General features: G+C 62.0%; 22 protein-coding genes. 14 read left to right on the top strand and 8 right to left on the bottom strand.

What is annotated here, in order from left to right:
• The first annotated feature begins 17 nt into the window (after positions 1 to 17).
• Positions 18 to 821: a phosphotransferase gene (locus tag RSE12_01350; protein WRH63007.1), complete on the top strand. Its 804-nt coding sequence runs from the start codon at positions 18 to 20 to the stop codon at positions 819 to 821.
• On the opposite strand, the gene ubiB is transcribed toward RSE12_01350, so the two are convergent.
• Together ubiB and ubiE are read right to left on the bottom strand one after the other, a co-directional pair.
• Positions 818 to 2,347, bottom strand: a complete 1,530-nt coding sequence (gene ubiB / locus RSE12_01345; GenBank protein WRH63006.1) for a 2-polyprenylphenol 6-hydroxylase — start codon at positions 2,345 to 2,347, stop codon at positions 818 to 820. The genes RSE12_01350 and ubiB overlap by 4 nt on opposite strands.
• A gap of 1 nt (position 2,348) precedes the next feature.
• Positions 2,349 to 3,101 (bottom strand): bifunctional demethylmenaquinone methyltransferase/2-methoxy-6-polyprenyl-1,4-benzoquinol methylase UbiE, encoded by a 753-nt coding sequence (ubiE, locus tag RSE12_01340; GenBank protein ID WRH63005.1) that lies wholly within the window; start codon positions 3,099 to 3,101, stop codon positions 2,349 to 2,351.
• A gap of 87 nt (positions 3,102 to 3,188) precedes the next feature.
• Between ubiE and mutM the strand changes: the two genes are divergently transcribed.
• From mutM to dnaA, 4 genes are all read left to right on the top strand, one after another.
• Positions 3,189 to 4,079 (top strand): bifunctional DNA-formamidopyrimidine glycosylase/DNA-(apurinic or apyrimidinic site) lyase, encoded by an 891-nt coding sequence (gene mutM, locus RSE12_01335; GenBank protein ID WRH63004.1) that lies wholly within the window; start codon positions 3,189 to 3,191, stop codon positions 4,077 to 4,079.
• Positions 4,080 to 4,162: 83 nt separating this feature from the next.
• Positions 4,163 to 4,939 carry an enoyl-CoA hydratase gene (locus tag RSE12_01330; protein ID WRH63003.1) on the top strand — a complete coding sequence of 259 codons (777 nt, stop codon included), beginning with the start codon at positions 4,163 to 4,165 and terminating at the stop codon, positions 4,937 to 4,939.
• Between the two features lie 184 nt (positions 4,940 to 5,123).
• Positions 5,124 to 5,399: a 30S ribosomal protein S20 gene (rpsT, locus tag RSE12_01325; GenBank protein ID WRH63002.1), complete on the top strand. Its 276-nt coding sequence runs from the start codon at positions 5,124 to 5,126 to the stop codon at positions 5,397 to 5,399.
• Between the two features lie 616 nt (positions 5,400 to 6,015).
• On the top strand, positions 6,016 to 7,386 hold the full coding sequence (gene dnaA, locus RSE12_01320) for a chromosomal replication initiator protein DnaA (GenBank protein WRH63001.1): 1,371 nt from the start codon (positions 6,016 to 6,018) through the stop codon (positions 7,384 to 7,386).
• 18 nt (positions 7,387 to 7,404) lie between these two features.
• Here the strand turns inward: dnaA and RSE12_01315 are convergent, their stop codons facing one another.
• The 3 genes from RSE12_01315 to RSE12_01305 all read right to left on the bottom strand — a co-directional run bounded on the left by RSE12_01315 (position 7,405) and on the right by RSE12_01305 (position 9,861).
• A complete protein-coding gene (locus RSE12_01315; GenBank protein ID WRH63000.1) occupies positions 7,405 to 7,941 on the bottom strand; it encodes a hypothetical protein in 537 nt (178 codons plus the stop codon).
• A 265-nt stretch (positions 7,942 to 8,206) separates the two neighbouring features.
• Positions 8,207 to 8,998 (bottom strand): carbohydrate ABC transporter permease, encoded by a 792-nt coding sequence (locus tag RSE12_01310; GenBank protein ID WRH62999.1) that lies wholly within the window; start codon positions 8,996 to 8,998, stop codon positions 8,207 to 8,209.
• Positions 8,995 to 9,861, bottom strand: coding sequence for a sugar ABC transporter permease (locus tag RSE12_01305; protein WRH62998.1), 867 nt, complete (start codon positions 9,859 to 9,861; stop codon positions 8,995 to 8,997). Before RSE12_01305 ends, RSE12_01310 begins: the two co-directional genes overlap by 4 nt.
• A gap of 181 nt (positions 9,862 to 10,042) precedes the next feature.
• Here RSE12_01305 and RSE12_01300 point away from each other — a divergent pair, with 181 nt between their 5' ends.
• From RSE12_01300 to RSE12_01285, 4 genes are all read left to right on the top strand, one after another.
• Positions 10,043 to 10,339, top strand: a complete 297-nt coding sequence (locus RSE12_01300) for a ribbon-helix-helix domain-containing protein (GenBank protein ID WRH62997.1) — start codon at positions 10,043 to 10,045, stop codon at positions 10,337 to 10,339.
• Between the two features lie 105 nt (positions 10,340 to 10,444).
• Complete coding sequence (locus RSE12_01295; GenBank protein WRH62996.1) at positions 10,445 to 10,840, top strand: VOC family protein; 396 nt, start codon at positions 10,445 to 10,447, stop codon at positions 10,838 to 10,840.
• 70 nt (positions 10,841 to 10,910) lie between these two features.
• Positions 10,911 to 11,450 carry a Twin-arginine translocation pathway signal gene (locus tag RSE12_01290; GenBank protein ID WRH62995.1) on the top strand — a complete coding sequence of 180 codons (540 nt, stop codon included), beginning with the start codon at positions 10,911 to 10,913 and terminating at the stop codon, positions 11,448 to 11,450.
• A 13-nt stretch (positions 11,451 to 11,463) separates the two neighbouring features.
• Positions 11,464 to 13,035: a GMC family oxidoreductase gene (locus RSE12_01285; protein ID WRH62994.1), complete on the top strand. Its 1,572-nt coding sequence runs from the start codon at positions 11,464 to 11,466 to the stop codon at positions 13,033 to 13,035.
• Between the two features lie 160 nt (positions 13,036 to 13,195).
• On the opposite strand, the gene ubiG is transcribed toward RSE12_01285, so the two are convergent.
• Both ubiG and RSE12_01275 read right to left on the bottom strand, forming a co-directional pair.
• Entirely contained in the window at positions 13,196 to 13,945 is a 750-nt protein-coding gene (gene ubiG, locus RSE12_01280) for a bifunctional 2-polyprenyl-6-hydroxyphenol methylase/3-demethylubiquinol 3-O-methyltransferase UbiG (GenBank protein ID WRH62993.1), read from the bottom strand.
• 67 nt (positions 13,946 to 14,012) lie between these two features.
• The gene (locus RSE12_01275) at positions 14,013 to 14,153 is read right to left on the bottom strand and encodes a hypothetical protein (GenBank protein WRH64893.1); all 141 of its coding nucleotides are present in this window, start codon (positions 14,151 to 14,153) and stop codon (positions 14,013 to 14,015) included.
• Here RSE12_01275 and pip point away from each other — a divergent pair.
• The 5 genes from pip (at position 14,100) to infB (ending at position 20,606) form a co-directional block, all read left to right on the top strand.
• Entirely contained in the window at positions 14,100 to 14,972 is an 873-nt protein-coding gene (pip, locus tag RSE12_01270; protein ID WRH64711.1) for a prolyl aminopeptidase, read from the top strand. The genes RSE12_01275 and pip overlap by 54 nt on opposite strands.
• A 141-nt stretch (positions 14,973 to 15,113) precedes the next feature.
• Positions 15,114 to 15,725 carry a ribosome maturation factor RimP gene (rimP, locus tag RSE12_01265; protein WRH62992.1) on the top strand — a complete coding sequence of 204 codons (612 nt, stop codon included), beginning with the start codon at positions 15,114 to 15,116 and terminating at the stop codon, positions 15,723 to 15,725.
• Between the two features lie 18 nt (positions 15,726 to 15,743).
• Complete coding sequence (nusA, locus tag RSE12_01260; GenBank protein ID WRH62991.1) at positions 15,744 to 17,354, top strand: transcription termination factor NusA; 1,611 nt, start codon at positions 15,744 to 15,746, stop codon at positions 17,352 to 17,354.
• A 28-nt stretch (positions 17,355 to 17,382) separates the two neighbouring features.
• Positions 17,383 to 18,015 carry an RNA-binding protein gene (locus tag RSE12_01255; protein WRH62990.1) on the top strand — a complete coding sequence of 211 codons (633 nt, stop codon included), beginning with the start codon at positions 17,383 to 17,385 and terminating at the stop codon, positions 18,013 to 18,015.
• A complete protein-coding gene (infB, locus tag RSE12_01250) occupies positions 18,012 to 20,606 on the top strand; it encodes a translation initiation factor IF-2 (GenBank protein ID WRH62989.1) in 2,595 nt (864 codons plus the stop codon). Before RSE12_01255 ends, infB begins: the two co-directional genes overlap by 4 nt.
• A 91-nt stretch (positions 20,607 to 20,697) precedes the next feature.
• Here the strand turns inward: infB and RSE12_01245 are convergent, their stop codons facing one another.
• Entirely contained in the window at positions 20,698 to 20,853 is a 156-nt protein-coding gene (locus RSE12_01245; protein WRH62988.1) for a hypothetical protein, read from the bottom strand.
• Positions 20,854 to 20,953 lie beyond the last annotated feature (100 nt).

The raw sequence follows: 20,953 nt of genomic DNA, 5'->3' as shown, positions 1-20,953 counted from the left end.
CGTTAGGGTCCGCCCCCATGATGACGCCCCCGCCCGCCGCCCATGCCGCGCTAGCCCGGCTTGCCCCTCGCCTCCGGCCAGAAAACTGGCAGGCCATGGCCGGTGGTCGGTCCAATGCGGTCTGGCGGGTGGGCGACTATGTCGTCAAGCACCACCGCCCCGATGCCGCCAGCCCCCTTTTCCCCAACGACCCCGTGGCTGAGGCGACGGCACTGACATTGCTGTTCCCGATTGGCCTTGCACCCCGTCTGCGCGCAAACGGTTCTGACTGGATCATTTATGACCATGCCGAAGGCGCCCGTTGGCATGGCGATCCCGCGCCTGTCGCCCGGATGCTGCACCGCCTACACAATGCCGCGCTTCCGCCTGCGTCCTTTCGCCCGCTGCCCAATGGCAGCGCTGCCCTTCTGGCCCATGCCGCCAGTTTCGCCCCGCCCGGCCTGCCCCCGCCCCCGCCCGATCCGGGCCTTTCCCCGGTTGCCCCGCGCCCGGTTCATGCCGATGTCGTGCCGGGCAACATCCTTGCCACTGCCGACGGTCCTCTTCTGATCGATTGGCAATGTCCCGGCATGGGCGACCCGGCAGAAGACCTCGCCACCCTCACCTCGCCGGCCATGATGTGGCTCTATACCGGCCAGATCGCGCCCCCCGCCTGGGACGAGGCGCTTTTGGCCGCCTATCCCTGCCCGGAAACGGTTGCGCGCTGCCGCGCTCTGCGCCCGCTCTACCATTGGCGCATCGCCGCCCATTGCGCCTGGAAAGCCGCGCGCGGGGATGGTGATTACGCCCGCGCGCTACAGATCCAGATCGCCGCGCTCTAGAGCAGCGCGCCCAGCCCGATCCCTGCCGCAAACACCAGAACCCCCAGCGGGATAAGGTACCATCGCGACCGCCGCCTTGGTGGCGCCAAGGGGCGCGACGGTTCGGCCTGCGCGATCAGCGCGGCTTCCACCATCCGCGGCAGTTTCGGCCCGAACCGGCTCAACACCCGCGCCGTCTGCACCAGATCCCGCAGCAGGGCCGCCGGTCCGATATTCTTGGCGATGTAATTCTCCACCACCGGGCGCGCGACCTGCCAGATATTGATATGCGGGTCCAGCGACCGCGCCACGCCTTCGACCACCACCATCGTCCGCTGCAACAGGATCAGTTCGGTCCGCGTCTGCATCCCGAAGCGCTCCGTCACATCAAACAGATAGGCCAGCAGCCGCGCCATCGAAATCCGGCTGGCATCCATGCCAAAGATCGGCTCACCGACCGCCCGCAGCGCGCGGGCAAATTCATCGATGTCACGATCCGCAGGCACATAGCCCGCCTCGAAATGCACCTCGGCCACGCGGCGGTAATCCTTGCGGATGAACCCCATCAGAATCTCGGCATAGACGCGGCGCGTATACTCGTCGATCCGCCCCATGATCCCGAAATCATAGGCGATGATCGCCCCGTCCAGCCCCACCTTCAGGTTCCCCTGATGCATGTCGGCATGAAAGAACCCATCCCGCAGAGCATGGTTCAGGAACAGTGACAGCACCCTTGCCGCCAGAACCTTGCGGTCCAGCCCCGCCGCATCAATCGCGGCGTTGTCATTCATCCCGATGCCTTCGGCCCAACCGAGCGTCATCACTGTCCGCCCTGACAGCGCCCAAACGGGCCTTGGCACGCGGAACCCTTCATCCTTTTCGGTGTTCGCCGCAAACTCGGCTGCGGCGGATGATTCCAGCCGCAGGTCCAACTCGCCCATGACCACGCCTTCGAAATGCGCGATCACATCCATGGGCCGCAACCGCCGCGCCGAGGGGGCCACAATCTCGATCGTCCGCGCGATCAGGTAGAAGGCATCAATATCCTTGCGAAACGCCCGCTCGATGCCCGGGCGCAGCACCTTGACCGCCACTTCTTCGCCCGTATCCGCCAACCGTGCCCGATGCACCTGCGCGATGGATGCTGCCGCGACTGGCTCGGAGAATTCGGAAAACACCTGATCGACCGGCACTTCAAGCTCGGCCTCGATCATCGTCTTCGCCACGTCCCGCGGAAACGGGGGCAACTGGTCCTGCAGATATTTCAACTGCTCGGCCAGTTCGTCGCCCACTACATCCGGGCGGGTGGAAAGGATCTGCCCGAACTTGATATAGGCTGGCCCCAACGCTGTCAGCGCCCGCGTCGCAGGCGGCAGCGCCGGATCGCCGCGCAGGCCCAGCCACTTGAACGGCCACCCCAGCAGCCGCGCCGCGATGCGAATCGACGGCGGCGCCCGAAACGCCTCCAGCACCACGGCCATCGCGCCCGTACGCTCCAGCGTCGCGCCGGTGCGGATCAGACGCCAGATGTTATGCGGTCCCCTCACGTCAAAGCTTCCAGCCGGAATGCAGCGCCGCCACGCCCATCGTCAGGTTGCGATACTTCACCTGCCCGAACCCCGCCTTGCGGATCATGCTGGCGAACGTCTCCTGATCGGGAAACTTGCGGATCGATTCCACCAGATACTGATAGCTGTCCCGATCCTTCGCCACGATCTGCCCCATCACCGGGATCACGTTGAAGGAATAGGCGTCATAGGCCTTTTGCAGCAGGTCATTCGGGATCCGGCTGAACTCCAGCACCATCAACCGCCCACCGGGCCGCAGCACACGATAGGCCTCGCTCAGCGCATCCTGCACCCGGGTCACGTTCCGGATGCCAAAGCTGATCGTGTAGACGTCAAAGGAATTGTCCGGAAAGGGCAGGGCCATCGCATCGCCCACCACCCAATCCAGCCGATCTGCCTGCCGTTCCGCCTCTGCCCGCTTGCGGCCTTCCACCAGCATGGATTCGGTCATGTCCAGCACCACCGCCGATGCCCCCGCCGCGCGCTTCAGGAAACGGAACGCCACATCCCCCGTTCCCCCGGCCACATCCAGCAGACGCTGGCCCGGTCGCGGGGCCAGCCAATCCATCATCGCGTCCTTCCACAACCGATGCACCCCGCCCGACATCAGATCGTTCATGATGTCATAGCGGCTCGCCACACGGGTAAAGACGCCATGCACCATGCCGGCCTTGTCGCCCTCCGGCACGGTTTGAAAGCCGAAATGGGTGGTGCCTTGATCTTCGTCGGTCATGGGGTCTTGCCGTTCCTCTTGCCTGCCCCTCCTTATAGGCCGGTTCAACGGCGCTGCAATGCGCCCACATGTCCGACAGGCCCCTCCATGCCCGAACTGCCCGAGGTTGAAACCGTCCGCCGCGGCCTGCTGCCCGCGATGGAAGGGCGCGTCATAACCCGCGCCACCGTCAACCGCCCCGATCTGCGCTGGCCCTTCCCGCCCGGCATGGCCGACCGGCTGACCGGCGCGCGCGTGCTGTTGCTCCGCCGCAGGTCCAAATACATCCTCGCGGATATTTCCACCGGCGAAACCCTCCTCATCCACCTCGGTATGTCGGGAAGGATGCTCATCTCCCCTCCGCCGTTCTTGGGTGAGGGGGTGGCCCCTGAAACACGTGAAACCCTCGGCGAATGGCACCACCACCACCCTGCGCCGGAAAAGCACGATCACGTGGTCCTTGATATGGAAGATGGCACCCGCATCACCTTCAACGATGCCCGCCGCTTCGGCGCGATGGACATGATGCCCACCGCCACCGCCGACACCCACCCGCTGCTTGCCGTTCTCGGCCCGGAACCGCTGGGCAATGATTTCAGCGAAACCTACCTCACGGCCCGGCTCAAGGGCCGCAACACGCCCATCAAATCTGCCCTGCTCGATCAGCATATCATCGCGGGCCTGGGCAATATCTATGTCTGCGAAACGCTCTACCGCGCCCGGATCCACCCCGCGCGCAAGGCAGGCCGCATCGCCGCCCCCCGCGCCGCTGCCCTTGTCCCGCTGATCCGCGATGTGCTGACCGAGGCGATCACCGCCGGCGGTTCCTCCCTGCGCGATTACCGTCAGGCTGATGGCGAGCTTGGCTATTTCCAGCACAGCTTTCAGGTCTATGGCCGCGAAGGCCAGCCCTGCCTCTCCCCCGGTTGCACCGACACGATCCACCGCATCGTCCAATCGGGCCGATCCTCCTTTTATTGCCCCTCCTGCCAAAGGTGACGCGCCGTTAATCCCGTTCACGACCCTTGATAACGGCCCTGTTGCTGCTAGGAGTCTCCGCAACAAAAGAACGGAGCCGCGCCATGGCCTATGAGACGCTCATCGTCGAGATCGAGGATTACATCGCCCTCATCCGCCTGAACCGGCCCGAGGCGCTCAACGCCCTCAACGCCCGGCTGATGCAAGAGCTGGCCGCCGCACTCGCCGCCGCCGACCGTAATGACAAGGTGCGCTGTATCGTCGTCACCGGATCGGAAAAGGCCTTCGCCGCCGGTGCGGATGTCAAGGAAATGGCCGAAAAGTCATTTACCGAGGTCTTCTTCGACGATCTCTTCGCGCCCGAGGCCGACGCCATCGCCCGCATCCGCAAGCCGGTCATCGCCGCTGTGGCGGGCTATTGTCTGGGGGGCGGCTGCGAACTCGCCATGATGTGCGATTTCATCATCGCTGCTGACACCGCCAAGTTTGGCCAGCCCGAAATCAACCTCGGCATCGTGGCCGGCATGGGCGGCACGCAGCGCCTCACCCGCGCCGTCGGCAAAGCCAAGGCGATGGATATGAACCTCACCGGACGGTTCATGGACGCGTCCGAAGCAGAACGCTGCGGCCTTGTCAGCCGTGTCGTCCCCGCCAAGGACCTTCTGGCCGAGGCGATGAAAGCCGCCGGCAAGATCGCCCAGAAATCCGCAATCACCACCATGATCGTCAAAGAAGCCGTCAACCGCGCGCAAGAGACGACCCTGCGCGAAGGCATCCTTTTTGAACGCCGCATGTTCCACGCGGCTTTCGCCACCGAAGATCAGAAAGAAGGCATGTCCGCCTTCCTTGAAAAGCGCGAACCCCAGTTCCGCGACCGCTGATCCCGGACCGCGCCGGGAAACCCCTTATTTTCCGCCTTTTCTTTCTGCCCCGCTTGCCCTATAGCCCCCGGTTACATGCGCGTGGGCCCGCTTAGGCAAGAATCGATTCCGTTCCCCGGGGGGCGGAGCCTTGGGTCTTTGTGCAACCGATCTGAAACAAAGACCTACAGGAATCGAATAGCCCATGGCAAATACTGCCCAGTCCAAAAAGCGCGCCCGTCAATCCGAGACCCGTTTCGCGATCAACAAGGCCCGCCGCTCGCGTATTCGTACCTTCGTGCGCAAGGTCGAAGAGGCGATCGCCTCCGGCAATGCCGAAGCTGCTGTCGCCGCCCTGCGCGCCGCCCAGCCCGAACTTGATCGTGGCGTGACCAAAGGCATCCTGCACGCCAACACCGTGTCGCGCAAAATCTCGCGCCTCGCGGCCCGCGTGAAGGCCCTGGCAACCCCCGCCGCCTGATTTTCGGCCTGTCAAAAGGCCCCCGTTTTCGCACAGGGCGCATCCCGAAAGGGGTGCGCTCTGCGCCTTTTCCGGCCCGTCTGAACCGGCCAGTTCTGCATTTCTGCCGCCCTGCGTTGCTCATTTGCAAGGGCCGTCGGATTCGCTCTGACCATCTTTCTGTCAAGCGTGAAGTTCGGTTGCGCCCCTGCGCTGCGGCTTGTTACCGTTACCTTGCGATTCACTCTCGCCTTGGGGGACATGACGGAATCGCAGACGGAAATCGACAGGTTCACAATGCTGCCAAGCGTGTGCTTACACCTCCGATTTTGTTTGCGATTCAAAGGGTTGTGGTGTCTGCACACTATGTGCGGAAATCAGGTGCGGCACATCGGGCCAGATGCGAATCTGGCCAGTAACTGCTGTGCATAGCCGGCCTTGGGGTCGGAAACGGGCTATGGCGTACCCCGGCGAAGGGGTCTGTGCCACGAACCGATTCCGTCTTCCAAAGACCGCGCGCAATCCTGTTATGCGACCCAGGCGCAAGCGATAGCCCCGGCATTTGCCGGTGCAACAACAACAGGCGTGCCGGATCTGCCACAGGTTCAGAAGCACGCCGCCGCACGGGTCAGGAAGAATGACGAACGAGACTTGGGGTTTGGTCCGCGAGGAACTGATCAAGAGGGTTGGCCGAAACAACTATGTGACCTGGATCGAACCTTTGAAATTCTTCGACCTCAAACAAGGGGTCGCGCGCTTTGAGGTGCCCACCTCCTTTTTCGGTGATTGGGTCTCGCGCAATTTCTCGGATCACATCCGCGCCCAGATGAACACCGCCGGTGCACAGGTCGACCGGGTGGAATTTTCTGTGGCAAACCGCCCCGCCGCGCCCGAGGCACCCGCCGCCCGCCCCGTGGCTGCGGCGCAGCGGGCCAAGCAACCCGCCCGTGGCACCGACCATGATGAGGTGCCCGGCGCACCGCTCGACGCGCGCTTCACCTTCGACACCTTCGTCGTGGGCAAACCCAACGAACTGGCCCATGCGGCTGCCCGTCGCGTCGCCGAAGGCGGCCCCGTCAGCTTCAACCCGCTGTTTCTTTATGGCGGCGTCGGCCTCGGCAAGACGCACCTGATGCACGCCATCGCCCATGAACTGCAAACCCGCCAGCCGCACCTGCGCGTGCTTTACCTGTCGGCCGAACAATTCATGTATCGCTTCGTTCAGGCACTGCGCGAACGTCAGATCATGGATTTCAAGGAACTGTTCCGTTCCGTCGATGTCCTGATGGTCGATGATGTGCAATTCATCGCGGGCAAGGATTCCACGCAAGAGGAATTCTTCCACACGTTCAACGCGCTGGTCGATCAGAACAAGCAGATTGTCATCTCTGCCGACCGGGCGCCGGGCGAAATCAAGGATCTTGAGGATCGCATCAAATCCCGCCTGCAATGCGGTCTGGTGGTCGATCTGCATCCCACCGATTACGAACTCCGTCTCGGCATCCTGCAACAGAAGGTGGAACTCTATCGCAGCCAGTATCGCGGTCTCGTTCTGGCCGATGGCGTGCTGGAATTTCTTGCCCACCGCATCACCACCAATGTCCGCGTCCTCGAAGGTGCGCTGACGCGCCTCTTCGCTTTCGCCTCGCTGGTAGGCCGCGAAATCACGCTGGAACTGGCACAGGATTGCCTGGCCGATATCCTCCGCGCTTCGGATCGCAAACTGACGATCGAGGAAATTCAGCGCAAGGTCGCCGAACATTACAACATCCGCCTGTCCGACATGATCGGTCCCAAGCGTGTGCGCACCATCGCCCGCCCGCGCCAGATCGCCATGTATCTGGCCAAGCAGCTAACGCCGCGCAGCCTGCCGGAAATCGGCCGCCGCTTTGGTGGGCGTGACCACACCACCATCATGCATGGTGTGCGCAAGATCGAAGAATTGATGGCAACCGACAGCCAGCTGAACGACGATCTGCAAATGCTTCGTCGTCAGCTTCAGGGCTGAAGTAAGCGGCGTCCTTCCTCAGGCGGGAAGGGCGCCGTCTTTCCCACGACGCCGCGCCGCCCAGCCCATCAAGGCCAGAGCAGACAACATCAGCGGCAGTGTCCCGCCAATCGGAACCACCGACGTCACCGAAACCTTCAACGGGATCGGATCGCTGTTCTGGCCACGGAACAACGTGCCGTCTTCCTTGACAAAGAACTCCGTGTCCTCGGGAAACTGAAAATCGCTCGCGAAGAAGGTCGCCAGAACCGATCGAACGTTCAGAACAACCGGGCCGGTCACGTCAAACACCCAGTCGAACGAAAACTCATTGCTGGCCGGATAGACCGGGCCTGCAAACGAAAACCAGACATCGGTAGACGGATCGCTTGAGGAATTCACGGCGATATCCATCGTATAGCTCAGATACCCGGGAATCAGCGACGGCGTATCCGGGCTGTAAATATAGGTATACGTCTGTCCGGCGATGGCGTTGGTCTCGCCACTGATCGTCGCCGCACTGGCCTGAGAGGCCATCGCCGCCGTCAAGGCCAAAGCCCCAAGTATCTTGCGCATGAAATCCCCCTAGGAAAAAGCGTTCTCGCCAAGGGTGATCCTCACCCGCTGATCTGGCAATAGGTATTAACGACACAGCCGTCACGTTTGCCGCAATCTTGCCATTTTTCTGTGGATCGTTTTGCGTCTGGGTTGCGTTCTGCGCGCCTTACATCCTGCGGTTATCAACTGGCCCGTTGCCGAACGGGCAGGCCAAGTGCCGAAACGGATGGCCGAATCGCCGAACCTTCACCCTTTCCTTGCGGCCGTGATGCTGCGCAGGCCGTCAGGCGCGCATCTCGAACCCCCGCGCGATGTGGTTGCGAACGAACCAGATCATCCCCAGCCCCGGCACCAGCGACACCACCGTCATCGCCATGACAAGCCCGATATCCGTCTGAAACCCGAAAAGGGCGTTGATCGCCATGGTGATCGGCTTGCCTGCCGTCACCGTCAGGATGCGGGCAAAGACCACCTCCACCCAGGAAAAGATGAAACAGAAAAACGCCGCCACCCCGATCCCCGGCGCAATCGCCGGCACCAGATGGCGCAGCATGAAGGATGGCAAAGAATGGCCGTCGATAAAGGCCGTCTCGTCAAACTCCTTCGGCACCGCGGAAATGAAGCTTTCCAGAATCCAGATCGCGATGGGCAGGTTGAACAGGCAATGCACCAGCGCAATCCCCACCGGCGTGTTCACCAGCCCCACATTGGCAAACAGAATGAAGATCGGCAGCGACAGAACCACCGGCGGCGTCACCCGGAACGCCAACAGCAGGAACAGGAAATGCCGGTCCCCCACGAACCGATACCGCGACAGCGCATAGGCCGCAGGCAACCCCGCCCCGATGCAAAGCGCCACATTCAGCAGCACATAGATCATCGAATTGATAATTGACCCAGTCAGCGCCGGATCCGCCGCGATGTTGCGATAGTTGATCAGGCTCCACTCCCCTTCAACCATCCCGTCGCGCGGCAGGGTGGACATGAAAGACAGCAGAAATGTCTGCGCCAACGGCAACAGGATGAACGCTGCCAAGGCCGCAAAGATGGCCACCCGCAGAACCACCCCCCTCATCCCCGCTCCTCCTGCCGCGACAGGCCGCTGATCCGCACAAAGGCCCAGACCACCGTGATCACGATCAGGAAATAGACCATCGACCGCGCCGCCGCCGACCCATAGCTGAACCCCTTGATCTCTTCCCCCAGATCAATCGCCAGAAAATGCGTTGCCATATCCGGCCCGCCCGCATTGATCGAAAACGCCTCGGTATAGATCATGAAACTGTCCACAAACCGCAGCAGTAGCACGATGCCCAGCGGCCCCGCGATCTTGGGCAATTCGATGAACCGGAACACCGCCACCCGCGATGCCCCGTCAATCGCCGCCGCGCGATAGTAATCCGGCGATATCCCCGACAGCCCCGCATAGGCCAAGATCACCACCAGCCCGATCCAGTGCCAGGTATCCATCACCACCAGCAAAACCCACGTGTGCAGCGCGGTGAACTTCCAGTCGAACCCGATCCCCGCCGCCGCCAACGCCTGCCCCACGATCCCCGTCTGCGGATCGATCAGCCCCAGCCACATCATCGCGATCATGTTCCACGGCACCACCAACGGCAGCGCTACCAGCATCAGCACCGCCACCGCCCAGCGCCCCGCCCGCCGCAACAGCAGCGCGATCCCCACCCCCAGTGGCACCTGCACCAGCAGGATCACGGCGGAAAACAGAAGGCTCCGTCCAAGGCTCGCGTGAAACCGGGCGGATGTGACGATCTCTTCATACCACTCCACCCCCACCCAATGCACATCCTGCAGGGAAAAGATGTCATGCAGGGAATAGTTGAACACCGCCACCAGCGGGATCACCCCAACAAAAGCCATCACCGCCGCCGCAGGCAGCATCAACAGCCAAGCCTCATTTCGATAGGGTTTCATCCGTCTCCGCCCGCATCCCGCATCCCCGATCACTGCACGTATCCCGCCCCCATGCAACGCATCGCACATGCCGATTGCGACTATGGTCTTGGTCCGCCGCTCTTGCCTTGCCCCGTCCCAGACCGCTTTACTTCTTTCATCATCCATCCGCCGGAGGGATCACGATAGGGAGGACCAACCGATGTGCCAGGTTTTCGCGGGGCAAGACCCCGCTCGATATGAAAGCATCACCCGCCGCCTGCGGCTGAACGGCCAAAGCACCAGCATCCGTCTCGAACGCGCGTTTTGGGAAATCATCGACGAAATCGCCGCCGGCGAAGGCACCACCACCCCCGCCTTCGTGTCCAAACTCCATTCCGAAGTGCTGGAACAACGGGGCGAGCCGGAAAACTTCACCTCGCTTCTGCGCTGCGCCTGCCTCATCCATATGGATCGCCGCGCCCAGATCGGGGCCGCCCACGCGCTCGCCGCAGAATGAACCGCCGCATGAAAAATTGCGCGTAGTATAGACCTACTACCCGTGCGCGCCGGAACGCCCGCACACTCCCCGTCAGACAGTCCAAAGACCTGACGGAGGAAGACCTTGGCCAAGGCCATTCACAGCATGATCCGCGTGCTTGATGAAGCACGCTCAGTTGCGTTTTACGATACGGCCTTCGGGCTCAAGGTCGCGGATCGGCTTGATTTCGAAAGTTTCACCCTCGTCTACCTGTCAAACGCAGAGACCGGGTTCGAACTGGAACTCACCATCAACAAGGGCCGGACAGAGCCTTACAATCTGGGCGATGGCTATGGCCACCTCGCTTTTTCCGTCGGTGACGTCGGTGCCGAACATGCCCGCCTCACGACTGCCGGGCTTGCCCCGCGCAAGCTGGTGGATTTCGCCCCCGGCGGCAGCGTGATCGCCCGCTTCTTCTTCATCGCCGACCCGGACGGCTACCAGATCGAGGTTCTGCAAAGGGCCGGCCGTTACCTCTGAACCCGATGGTGGGCGGATCGGAGGAGCCGCCCCCATCGCACCACTCATCGTCATGCTCAGGGAGGAGACAATGACAAAACCACTCAAGGGCGAAAGGCCAAAAGGCCTCGGCCTCACCCGCCGCCAGCTGCTGTCGCGTTCGGTCGCGGCAGGGGCCAGCTTTGTTGTCGGCGCGGGCTTCGTCGCATCGGGCAATGCCGCCTGGGCGATGGAAACCACCGCCATCAAACCCGAATCCATGGCCACGCTCATCCAGATGGCGCGTGACATCTACCCGCACGATCAGGTTGGCGATGAATTCTACGCCACCGCCGTCAAAGGCTATGACAGCGCTGAAAACGCCGAACAGGTCGAGGCAGGCATCACGGCCCTGAACACCGCCGCCACGGCGGCAGGCCATGCCGATTACCTGTCCATCGGCTGGGAGGATGACCGCGTCGCCGTCCTGAAAGCCATCGAAGACACACCCTTCTTCCAGACCATCCGCGCCGGTCTCGTGACCGGTCTCTACAACCAGAAAGCTCTGTGGCCGATCTTTGGCTACGAGGGCGAAAGCTTCTCGCTCGGTGGCTACATTGAGCGAGGCTTTGACGACATCAACTGGCTGTAAGGGGGGCTTACCAATGGTTGCGAAATTTGACCTGACCGACGACTCCGTCGTCGTCATCATCGGCACCGGCGCAGGCGGCGGTGTTCTGGCCAACGAACTGGCGCAAAAGGGCGTCAAGGTTGTGGCGCTGGAAGCGGGGGGTCGCTACCTCCCCGAAGATTACGTCAACGACGAATGGGAAAGCTTCACTCAGCTGGCATGGCTTGATGCCCGCACCACCAGCGGCTCTTGGCGCGTGGCCAAGGATTTCGCCGGTCTCCCTGCGTGGATCGTCAAGGCGGTTGGCGGCACCACAACCCACTGGGCCGGGGCCTCTATCCGTTTCCAGGAACACGAATGGAAGGCGCTCACCACCTATGGTGCGGTCGAAGGGGCCTCGCTCCTCGATTGGCCGATCGACGCTGCCGAAATGGCACCGTGGTATGACAAGGCCGAAGAAAAGCTGGGCGTCACCCGCACCGGCAACCGCCCAGGCCTGCCGGGAAGCAACAACTACAAGGTCTTTGAAAAAGGCGCCCTCGCGCTGGGCTACAAAGAGGTGAACACGGGCCGCATGGCCATTCAGTCCTCTAACGAAACCGGCAGCCGGATCGCGTGCCAGCAGACCGGCTTCTGCTTCCAGGGCTGCAAATGGGGGGCGAAATGGTCTGCCGCCTATACCGACATCCCCGAAGGCGAAGCCACCGGCAATCTCGAGGTGCGCGAACGCTCCCACGTTGCCAAGATTCTGCACAATGACGAAGGCAAGGTCACCGGCGTCGAGTATTTCGACAAGGACGGCAACCTGCAATTCCAGGCGGCCCGCATCGTCTGCCTCGCGGGCAACACCTTCGAATCGCCGCGCCTGCTGCTGAACTCGGCCTCCAGCATGTTCCCCAACGGTTTGGCGAACTCGTCTGATCAGGTCGGCCGCAACTACATGCGCCACACCACCGGATCGGTTTACGGCATCTTCGACAAACCGGTGAAGATGTGGCGCGGCACCACCATGGCCGGCATCATTCAGGATGAGGCGCGCCATGACCCGTCCCGCGGCTTTGTAGGTGGGTATGAACTGGAAACCCTCGCGCTGGGCCTGCCCTTCATGGCGGCCTTCCTAGACCCCGGCGCATGGGGCCGCGGCTTCACCACCGCGCTTGACCACTACGAAAACATGGCCGGCATGTGGATTGTGGGCGAAGACATGCCGCAATCCACCAACCGCGTCACGCTTTCGGAAACCAAGGATCAGTTCGGCCTGCCTGTGGCCAACGTGCATTTCGACGATCACCCCAATGACGTCGCGATGCGCAACCACGCCTACAAGCAGGGTATGGCGATCTATGATGCCGTGGGGGCGACCCGGTCCTTCCCGACCCCGCCCTATCCCAGCACCCACAACCTCGGCACCAACCGCATGTCGGAACGGCCCGAAGATGGGGTCTGCAACAAATGGGGCCAGACGCATGACATCGCGAACCTGTTCATCTCGGACGGCTCGCAGTTCACCACAGGTGCTGCGGAAAACCCGACGCTGACGATCGTGGCACTCGCCATCCGTCAGGCCGATCACATCGCTCGCGAAATGGCTGCAGGCACGATCTGACCCTTTCGGTCAGACGCGAAAGGGCGGCTCAGCAATGGGCCGCCCTTTCCATTTTCCGCCGCGACTCAGGGTTAACAGACCCGTCACCCCCCGTTCGCTGCGTGCATACACTTTGCTGCACAGCCGTCTGCACCGGCTGCTGCTACCCCGGGTCTGATGGTTAATTTCCGCTCCGCTTGACGCTCGCAGTCACGTAATTGCACGAAAGATCCCGCGTCGAAAGCGACCATGACCAGCTTACAGGGTTGAAAACCATACCTTTTCTGTCCACCGGCCGCAGCCCCGCCTGCTCGATCAGGGCATAAAGCTCATCTGGGGTGATGAACTTCTGCCAATCATGCGTCCCCTTGGGCAACCACCGCATCACATACTCCGCCCCGACAATCGCCATGACAAAGCTCTTGGGGTTCCGGTTCAGCGTGGAACAGATCATCAACCCGTTGTCTTTCAACAGGTTCTGGCACGCCGTCAGATAGGCCAGCGGGTCGGATACATGCTCCACAACTTCCATATTGAGAACAACATCAAACTGCTCCCCTGCCGCCGCCATATCCTCGGCTGTGGTATGTCGGTAATCAATCCGCAACCCGGATTGTTCCGCATGCACCATTGCCACCGGAATGTTCCGCGCCGCCGCATCCGCCCCCACCACATCGGCCCCCAGCCGCGCCATGGGTTCCGACAACAGCCCGCCGCCGCAGCCAATATCCAATATTCTCAACCCCTTGAAGGGCAGGGGCTGGGTTAGGTCACGGTCAAACTCCGCCGCAATCTGCTGCGTGATATAGTCCAGACGGCAGGGGTTAAGCATGTGAAGCGGCTTGAACTTGCCGTTCGGATCCCACCATTCGGCGGCCATCGCCTCGAACTTTGCAACCTCTGCCGGGTCTACCGTCGATGTTACCGTCATGGCGTCCTCTTGTTTAACTTTGGCTCAACTGGTTTGCGCGTTATATAGGGCATCGATGGATCACAGATCAGGCCAAAAGCGCGCAGTTGAATTTCTCTACCCGCCGATCGACCCGTTCGATCAGCGCGTCATCGTCATGGCCGACGGTCACCGCATCTATGTCGAACAATGCGGCAATCCCAACGGCATCCCGGTCGTCGTCCTCCATGGCGGTCCGGGCGGCGGTTGCAGCCCTGCCATGCGGCGGTACTTCGACCCGGCCGTATTCCGTGTGATCCTGTTCGATCAGCGCGGATGTGGCCGCTCGCGGCCCCATGCTGTGGTGATCCAGAACACCACTTGGCACCTCGTCGCCGATATCGAAGTGATCCGCAAGGAACTGGCCATCGACCGCTGGATCTGCTTCGGCGGCAGCTGGGGCGCCACTCTGGCGCTCATCTATGCCATCACCCATCCCGAACGGGTGACCCACATGGTCCTGCGCGGCGTCTTTCTGATGACGCGCGCCGAGCTTGACTGGTTCTATGGCGGCGGGGCAGGGGCTTTCTTCCCCGAACTCTGGGCGCGTTTCGTGAACGCCATCCCGTCCGATGAACGCGGCAATCTGATCGCGGCCTATCATCGCCGCCTGTTTTCCGGCAACGTGATGGAAGAAACCCGCTTTGGCCGCATCTGGGCCAACTGGGAAAACGCGCTCGCATCAATCCACCATGATGGCCCGCTGGGCGAAAGCCCCGCCGAATACGCCCGCGCCTTTGCCCGGCTGGAAAACCACTACTTCTACAATGGCGGCTTTCTCGAAGAAGACGGCTGGATCCTGCGCGAAAAGGCCCGGATCAAGCATATCCCCGCCACCATCATTCAGGGCCGCTACGATATGATCTGCCCGCCCGTCTCCGCCTGGAAACTGGCGCAAGGCTGGGATCACTGCGAAATCCGCCTGATTCCCTTCGCCGGACACGCCCTTTCCGAACCCGGCATCAGCGAAGGCCTTGTCCGCGCCATGGATGGTTTGCGCCGGTTCTGACCAAACCCCTTGCAGACTCGGCCCTCCATCCGTATATCCCCTCTCAACAGCGGTGTCGGGGTCCAAACCCGGCCCCACCGAACCTGATCCGCGGGCCGCTGAGCCCGCTTTTTTGTTTCCAACGGAACCCTGCCAGACCCAATGACCGATCTGATCGCCAAGACTGCCATCGACCGCCGCCTTGCGGATATCGTCGGCCCCGTCATCGAAGGGCTGGGGTTCGAGCTTGTCCGCATCCGGCTGATGGGTGGGCGGACCCGTATCCTGCAAATCATGGCCGACCGCCCCGATGGCGGGATCGAGGTGGACGATTGCGCCACCATCTCCACCGCCGTCTCTGCCGTGCTGGATGTCGAAGACCCGATCGAGGAAAACTATGTCCTCGAAGTCTCGTCTCCCGGCATCGACCGCCCGCTCACCCGGTTGAAGGACTTCGACATGTGGGTGGATTATGAAGCGCGGATCGAAACGACCGAACTGATCGACGGCCGCCGCCGCTTCAAGGGCACGCTGCAAGGCACCGAAGGCGACGAAGTGCTGATCGAGATCGAGGAAGGTGGTCAACCCTTGACCATCGGCCTGAAATTCGACTGGCTGTCAGACGCCAAGCTGATCCTGACCGACGAACTGATCGCCGAGATGCTGCGCCAGCGCAAAGCATCCGGTGCCATCGACGAAAGCCAGTTCACCGATATCGAAGAATTCGAAGGCGAAGAGGAAGATCCTTCCGACACGCCTGAAACCAAACACTGACGAAGCCGGGAGGCCATCATGGCAATCACCTCTGCGAACCAGCTTGAACTCCTGCAAACGGCCGAAGCCGTCGCGCGGGAAAAGATGATCGATCCGGATCTGGTGATCCAGGCGATGGAAGAGTCGCTCGCCCGCGCGGCAAAGTCGCGCTACGGCAGCGACCTTGATATCCGCGTCCGGATTGATCGCAAGACAGGCCGCGCCACCTTTGCCCGCATCCGCACCGTTGTTGAGGATGAGGCGGTGGAAAACCACCACGCCCAGCTGACGCTGAAACAGGCCAAGGCCATCAAGACCGACGCCGCCCTTGGCGATGAAATCATTGATGAGGTTCCCCCGGTCGATCTGGGCCGTATCGCCGCGCAATCGGCCAAGCAGGTGATCCTGCAAAAGGTCCGCGAAGCGGAACGCGACCGTCAGTTCGAAGAATTCAAGGATCGCCGCGGCACCATCATCAACGGTGTGGTCAAGCGCGAAGAATACGGCAACATCATCGTCGATATCGGCCGTGGCGAAGGCATCCTGCGCCGCAACGAAAAGATCGGCCGCGAAGCCTATCGCCCGAACGACCGTATCCGCTGCTTCATCAAGGACGTCCGCCGCGAAGCGCGCGGTCCGCAGGTCTTCCTGTCGCGCACCGACCCGATGTTCATGGCCGAATTGTTCAAGATGGAAGTGCCGGAAATCTACGACGGCATCATTGAAATCAAGGCCGTCGCCCGCGACCCGGGTTCGCGCGCCAAGATCGCCGTGATCAGCTACGACAACTCCATCGACCCGGTCGGTGCCTGCGTCGGTATGCGCGGCAGCCGTGTGCAGGCCGTGGTGAACGAACTGCAGGGCGAAAAGATCGACATCATCCCGTGGAACCAGGATCAGGCCACGTTCCTTGTGAATGCGCTGCAGCCTGCCGAAGTGTCCAAGGTCGTGATCGACGAAGAAGCCGGCAAGATCGAGGTGGTCGTCCCCGACGAACAACTGTCGCTCGCCATCGGTCGCCGTGGCCAGAACGTGCGCCTTGCCTCGCAACTCACCGGTCTCGATATCGACATCATGACCGAGGCCGAGGAATCCGCCCGCCGTCAGGCCGAATTCGCCGAACGCACCAAGCTGTTCATGGACACGCTCGACGTTGATGAAATGATGGCCCAGCTTCTGGTGTCGGAAGGCTTCACCAACCTCGAAGAAGTGGCCTATGTCGAACTGGATGAACTTCTGTCCATCGACGGCTTTGACGATGCCACCGCCGGCGAATTGCAGGCCCGCGCGCGCGACTTCCTGGAAGAGCAGAGCCGCAAGGCGCTTGAAAACGCCCGCGCTCTGGGCGTTGAGGACAGCCTGATCGAGTTTGAGGGTCTGACCCCCCAGATGGTCGAGGCGCTGGCCCATGACGGCATCAAGACGCTGGAAGATTTCGCCACCTGCGCCGACTGGGAACTTGCCGGCGGTTGGACGACGGAAAATGGCCAGCGCAAGAAAGACGAAGGCGTTCTCGAAAAGTTTGAAATGAGCCTCGAGGAAGCCCAGCACCTGATCATGACCGCGCGTGTCATGCTGGGTTGGGTTGATCCGACCGAACTCGCCACCGCCGCTGAACCCAGCGACGAAGACGAGGAGGCCGAGGCCTGATCTCAGGCCTCGGGTTCAGGGAACGCCCATGACGCGGGGTGGCCGGGAAACGGATCAGGATGAACCGGAACGCAAATGCATTGTGTCCGGCGAAAGCCAGCCTCAGGCAGGGCTGATCCGTTTCGTGGTCGGCCCCGATGCGATGGTGGTGCCCGATGTGCTGGGCCGTTTGCCGGGACGTGGCTTCTACGTCACGGCAGACCGCAAGGCGATTGACAAGGCGGCGGCAAAGGGTCTTTTCTCCCGCGCTGCACGTCAGCCGGTAAAGGTGCCCGATGGTCTTGCTGACCTGATCGAGGCACAGCTGCTGCGCCGGGTGGTCGACTTCTTGTCGATGGCCCGCAAGGCAGGGCAGGCCGTTACCGGTTACGAAAAGGTTAAGGACTGGTTGACCAAGGGTCAGGCAAAGGTGCTGATCCAGGCCAGCGACGGGTCGGAACGCGGCAAGACCAAGCTGCAACCGCCACGGGATAAGAACGGCTTTATCGGCTGCCTTTCCTCGGGGGAATTGGGTTTGGCTTTCGGTCGTGAACGTGCGATACACGCCGCGCTTGCGGCTGGTGGACTCGAACGACGTGTTGTAGAGGAAGCGGCAAGGCTCGCAGGTTTGCGCGGGCATATCGGCGGAGTTTCCGCCGGAGAGGATACGAAGACGGCATGAGCGATACTGACGGCAAGAAACCCCTCGGCTTGGGTGGCGGGGCACGTGGCCCCGGCCAGGTGAAGCAGAGCTTCAGCCATGGCCGCACCAAGAGCGTCGCCGTGGAGGTCAAACGCAAACGCGTGGTGGTCCCGACCAAACCCGGCGCACCCGGCGCAGGCGCGGCAGCAGGCACCAACCCGCATCTCGGCGATCCGTCCAAACGGCCCGCCGGCATCTCGGACGCCGAGATGGAACGCCGTCTGGCGGCCCTGAAGGCTGCCAAGGCGCGTGAACAGGAAGACGCCGTCCGCCGCGCAGAAGAAGAGCGTCAGCGCGACGAAGATCGTCAGCGCCGCCGCGAAGAAATGGAAGCCAAGGAGCGTGAAGAACGCGCCCTGGCCGAGGCACGCCGCCTCAAGGCCGAAGAAGAAGAACGCGCCGCCCGCGCCGAGGCAGAGGCAAAACTCACTGCCGCCGCCGCACGCAAGGCCGATGTTCTGGGCACACGCCCCCGGTCTGCCGCCGCGCCGGAACAGCCCGCCACCACCGAACGGGCCGCGCCCGCCGCAGCACCCGCTGCCGGTGGCGAGGAAAACACCCGTGGCGGTGCCAACACCGCCCGTCCTCCGCTTGCCCCGCGCAAATCGGAACGTGAACGCGACGAACGCGCCACGGATCGTGACCGTGGCAAGGTCAAGGGCGACGAAGGCCGCCGCTCTGGCAAGCTGACCCTCAGCGATGCGACATCCGATGAAGGCGGGCGTCAGCGCTCGCTCGCCGCGATGAAGCGCAAGCAGGAAAAGGCTCGGCAAAAGGCGATGGGCTTCGGCCAGAAGCCCGAAAAGCAGGTCCGCGATGTGCAGCTTCCCGAAACCATCGTGGTGTCGGAACTTGCCAACCGCATGGCCGAACGGTCTGCCGACGTGGTCAAGTCGCTCATGAAAATGGGCATGATGGTTACCATGAACCAGGCGATCGACGCCGATACCGCCGAACTCGTGATCGAAGAATTCGGTCACAAGGCGGTTCGTGTGTCCGATTCCGATGTGGAACAGGCCATCGAAACGGTTTCCGACCGTGACGAAGACCTGCGCCCGCGCCCGCCGATCGTCACGATCATGGGCCATGTCGACCACGGCAAAACCTCGCTGCTCGACGCGATCCGCAAGGCCAACGTCGTGTCCGGCGAAGCGGGTGGCATCACCCAGCATATCGGTGCCTATCAGGTGACCACACCGAACGGCTCGCTCGTGTCCTTCCTCGACACGCCCGGCCACGCGGCATTCACCTCGATGCGCGCCCGTGGTGCGAATGTCACCGATATCGTGATCCTGGTTGTCGCGGCGGACGATGCTGTGATGCCCCAGACGATCGAGGCGATCAACCACGCCAAGGCCGCCAAGGTTCCGATGATTGTCGCCATCAACAAGATCGACAAATACGACGCCGATCCGCAAAAGGTGCGGACCGACCTGCTCCAGCACGAAGTTGTGGTGGAACAGATGTCGGGTGACGTTCAGGATGTCGAAGTGTCGGCCAAAACCGGCCTCGGTCTCGACAACCTGCTCGAAGCCATCGCCCTTCAGGCCGAACTTCTGGAACTCAAGGCCAACCCGAACCGGGCTGCCAGCGGTGCCGTGATCGAAGCCAAGCTTGACGTCGGCCGCGGCCCCGTCGCCACCGTTCTGGTGCAGAACGGCACGCTGCGCAAAGGCGATATCTTCGTCGTCGGCGAGCAGTGGGGCAAGGTGCGCGCCCTGATCAACGACAAGGGCGAAACCGTGCTGGAAGCCGGTCCTTCCGTCCCGGTCGAGGTGTTGGGTCTGTCCGGCACCCCGTCTGCCGGTGATACGCTGAACGTCGTGGAAACCGAGGCGCAGGCGCGCGAAATCGCGGACTACCGCGAAAAAGCCGCCAAAGACAAACGTGCCGCCGCCGGTGCCGCCACCACGCTTGAACAGCTTATGGCCAAGGCCAAGGCCGACGCTGACGTCACCGAACTGCCCGTGCTGGTCAAGGCCGACGTGCAGGGTTCGGCCGAGGCGATTGTTCAGGCCTTGGAAAAAGTCGGCAACGATGAGGTCCGCGTCCGCATCCTGCATTACGGTGTGGGTGCGATCACCGATACCGATGTCGGCTTGGCAGAGGCAAGCGGTGCGCCGATCATCGGCTTCAACGTCCGCGCCAATGCAACGGCCCGCTCTTCGGCCCAGCAAAAGGGTGTGGAGATCCGCTACTACTCGATCATCTACGACCTGATCGACGATATCAAACAGGCCGCCTCTGGCCTGCTGAAGGCCGAGGTCCGCGAAACCTTCATCGGTTACGCCAAGATCCTCGAAGTCTTCAAGGTGTCGAATGTCGGCAAGGTCGCCGGTTGCCTTGTTACCGAAGGGGTGGCCCGCCGCTCTGCCGGTGTGCGCCTGCTGCGTGACAACGTGGTTATCCACGAAGGCACGCTCAAGACGCTCAAGCGCTTCAAGGATGAAGTCAAAGAGGTCCAGTCCGGCCAGGAATGCGGCATGGCCTTTGAAAACTATGATGATGTCCGTCCGAACGACGTCATCGAAATCTTCGAACGCGAAGAAGTGCAGCGCACGCTGGCCTGATCTTCCATCGTTCAAACACGAAAAAGGCCGGGCATCACTGCCCGGCCTTTTTCATTCCCGTCCTTGGCTTGCCCCGGCACTTCCCCGGAATTCAGGTGTTGCACATCACGGCAGCATTGGCCGGCGCGACGGGCAGACCTACGAAGGTCTTCTCATCCACACGCACCATCACCTTGCCGTCCGACAACTGACCGACCAAAATACCCTGAACCGAAACGCAACTTCCGATCGTGATTGTTCTAAGCATTCTTTTCCCCCCGGTAGAACCTTAAGATTAATGCTGATTGTTTCCAACGCCAGCACAATTCTTGCGCAAAAGGCTCGAAAGACGACTTTCTTTTAAACCT

The sequence above is a fragment of the Fuscovulum sp. genome (assembly GCA_035192965.1).
In the GTDB taxonomy this organism is placed as follows: Bacteria; Pseudomonadota; Alphaproteobacteria; order Rhodobacterales; family Rhodobacteraceae; genus Paragemmobacter.
This window is presented reverse-complemented; position numbering and strand designations above follow the sequence as displayed.

Bases quoted from the DNA above. Each gene is read 5' to 3' on its own strand.
- RSE12_01315 (WRH63000.1), bottom strand. From the start codon at position 7,941: ATGCGCAAGATACTTGGGGCTTTGGCCTTGACGGCGGCGATGGCCTCT.
- RSE12_01245 (WRH62988.1), bottom strand. From the start codon at position 20,853: ATGCTTAGAACAATCACGATCGGAAGTTGCGTTTCGGTTCAGGGTATT.
- RSE12_01300 (WRH62997.1), top strand. From the start codon at position 10,043: ATGTGCCAGGTTTTCGCGGGGCAAGACCCCGCTCGATATGAAAGCATC.
- RSE12_01285 (WRH62994.1), top strand. From the start codon at position 11,464: ATGGTTGCGAAATTTGACCTGACCGACGACTCCGTCGTCGTCATCATC.
- nusA (WRH62991.1), top strand. From the start codon at position 15,744: ATGGCAATCACCTCTGCGAACCAGCTTGAACTCCTGCAAACGGCCGAA.
- RSE12_01290 (WRH62995.1), top strand. From the start codon at position 10,911: ATGACAAAACCACTCAAGGGCGAAAGGCCAAAAGGCCTCGGCCTCACC.
- mutM (WRH63004.1), top strand. From the start codon at position 3,189: ATGCCCGAACTGCCCGAGGTTGAAACCGTCCGCCGCGGCCTGCTGCCC.
- RSE12_01350 (WRH63007.1), top strand. From the start codon at position 18: ATGATGACGCCCCCGCCCGCCGCCCATGCCGCGCTAGCCCGGCTTGCC.
- RSE12_01330 (WRH63003.1), top strand. From the start codon at position 4,163: ATGGCCTATGAGACGCTCATCGTCGAGATCGAGGATTACATCGCCCTC.
- dnaA (WRH63001.1), top strand. From the start codon at position 6,016: ATGACGAACGAGACTTGGGGTTTGGTCCGCGAGGAACTGATCAAGAGG.
- ubiE (WRH63005.1), bottom strand. From the start codon at position 3,101: ATGACCGACGAAGATCAAGGCACCACCCATTTCGGCTTTCAAACCGTG.
- ubiG (WRH62993.1), bottom strand. From the start codon at position 13,945: ATGACGGTAACATCGACGGTAGACCCGGCAGAGGTTGCAAAGTTCGAG.
- RSE12_01310 (WRH62999.1), bottom strand. From the start codon at position 8,998: ATGAGGGGGGTGGTTCTGCGGGTGGCCATCTTTGCGGCCTTGGCAGCG.
- infB (WRH62989.1), top strand. From the start codon at position 18,012: ATGAGCGATACTGACGGCAAGAAACCCCTCGGCTTGGGTGGCGGGGCA.
- RSE12_01255 (WRH62990.1), top strand. From the start codon at position 17,383: ATGACGCGGGGTGGCCGGGAAACGGATCAGGATGAACCGGAACGCAAA.
- RSE12_01305 (WRH62998.1), bottom strand. From the start codon at position 9,861: ATGAAACCCTATCGAAATGAGGCTTGGCTGTTGATGCTGCCTGCGGCG.
- rimP (WRH62992.1), top strand. From the start codon at position 15,114: ATGACCGATCTGATCGCCAAGACTGCCATCGACCGCCGCCTTGCGGAT.
- RSE12_01275 (WRH64893.1), bottom strand. From the start codon at position 14,153: ATGGAGGACGACGACCGGGATGCCGTTGGGATTGCCGCATTGTTCGAC.
- rpsT (WRH63002.1), top strand. From the start codon at position 5,124: ATGGCAAATACTGCCCAGTCCAAAAAGCGCGCCCGTCAATCCGAGACC.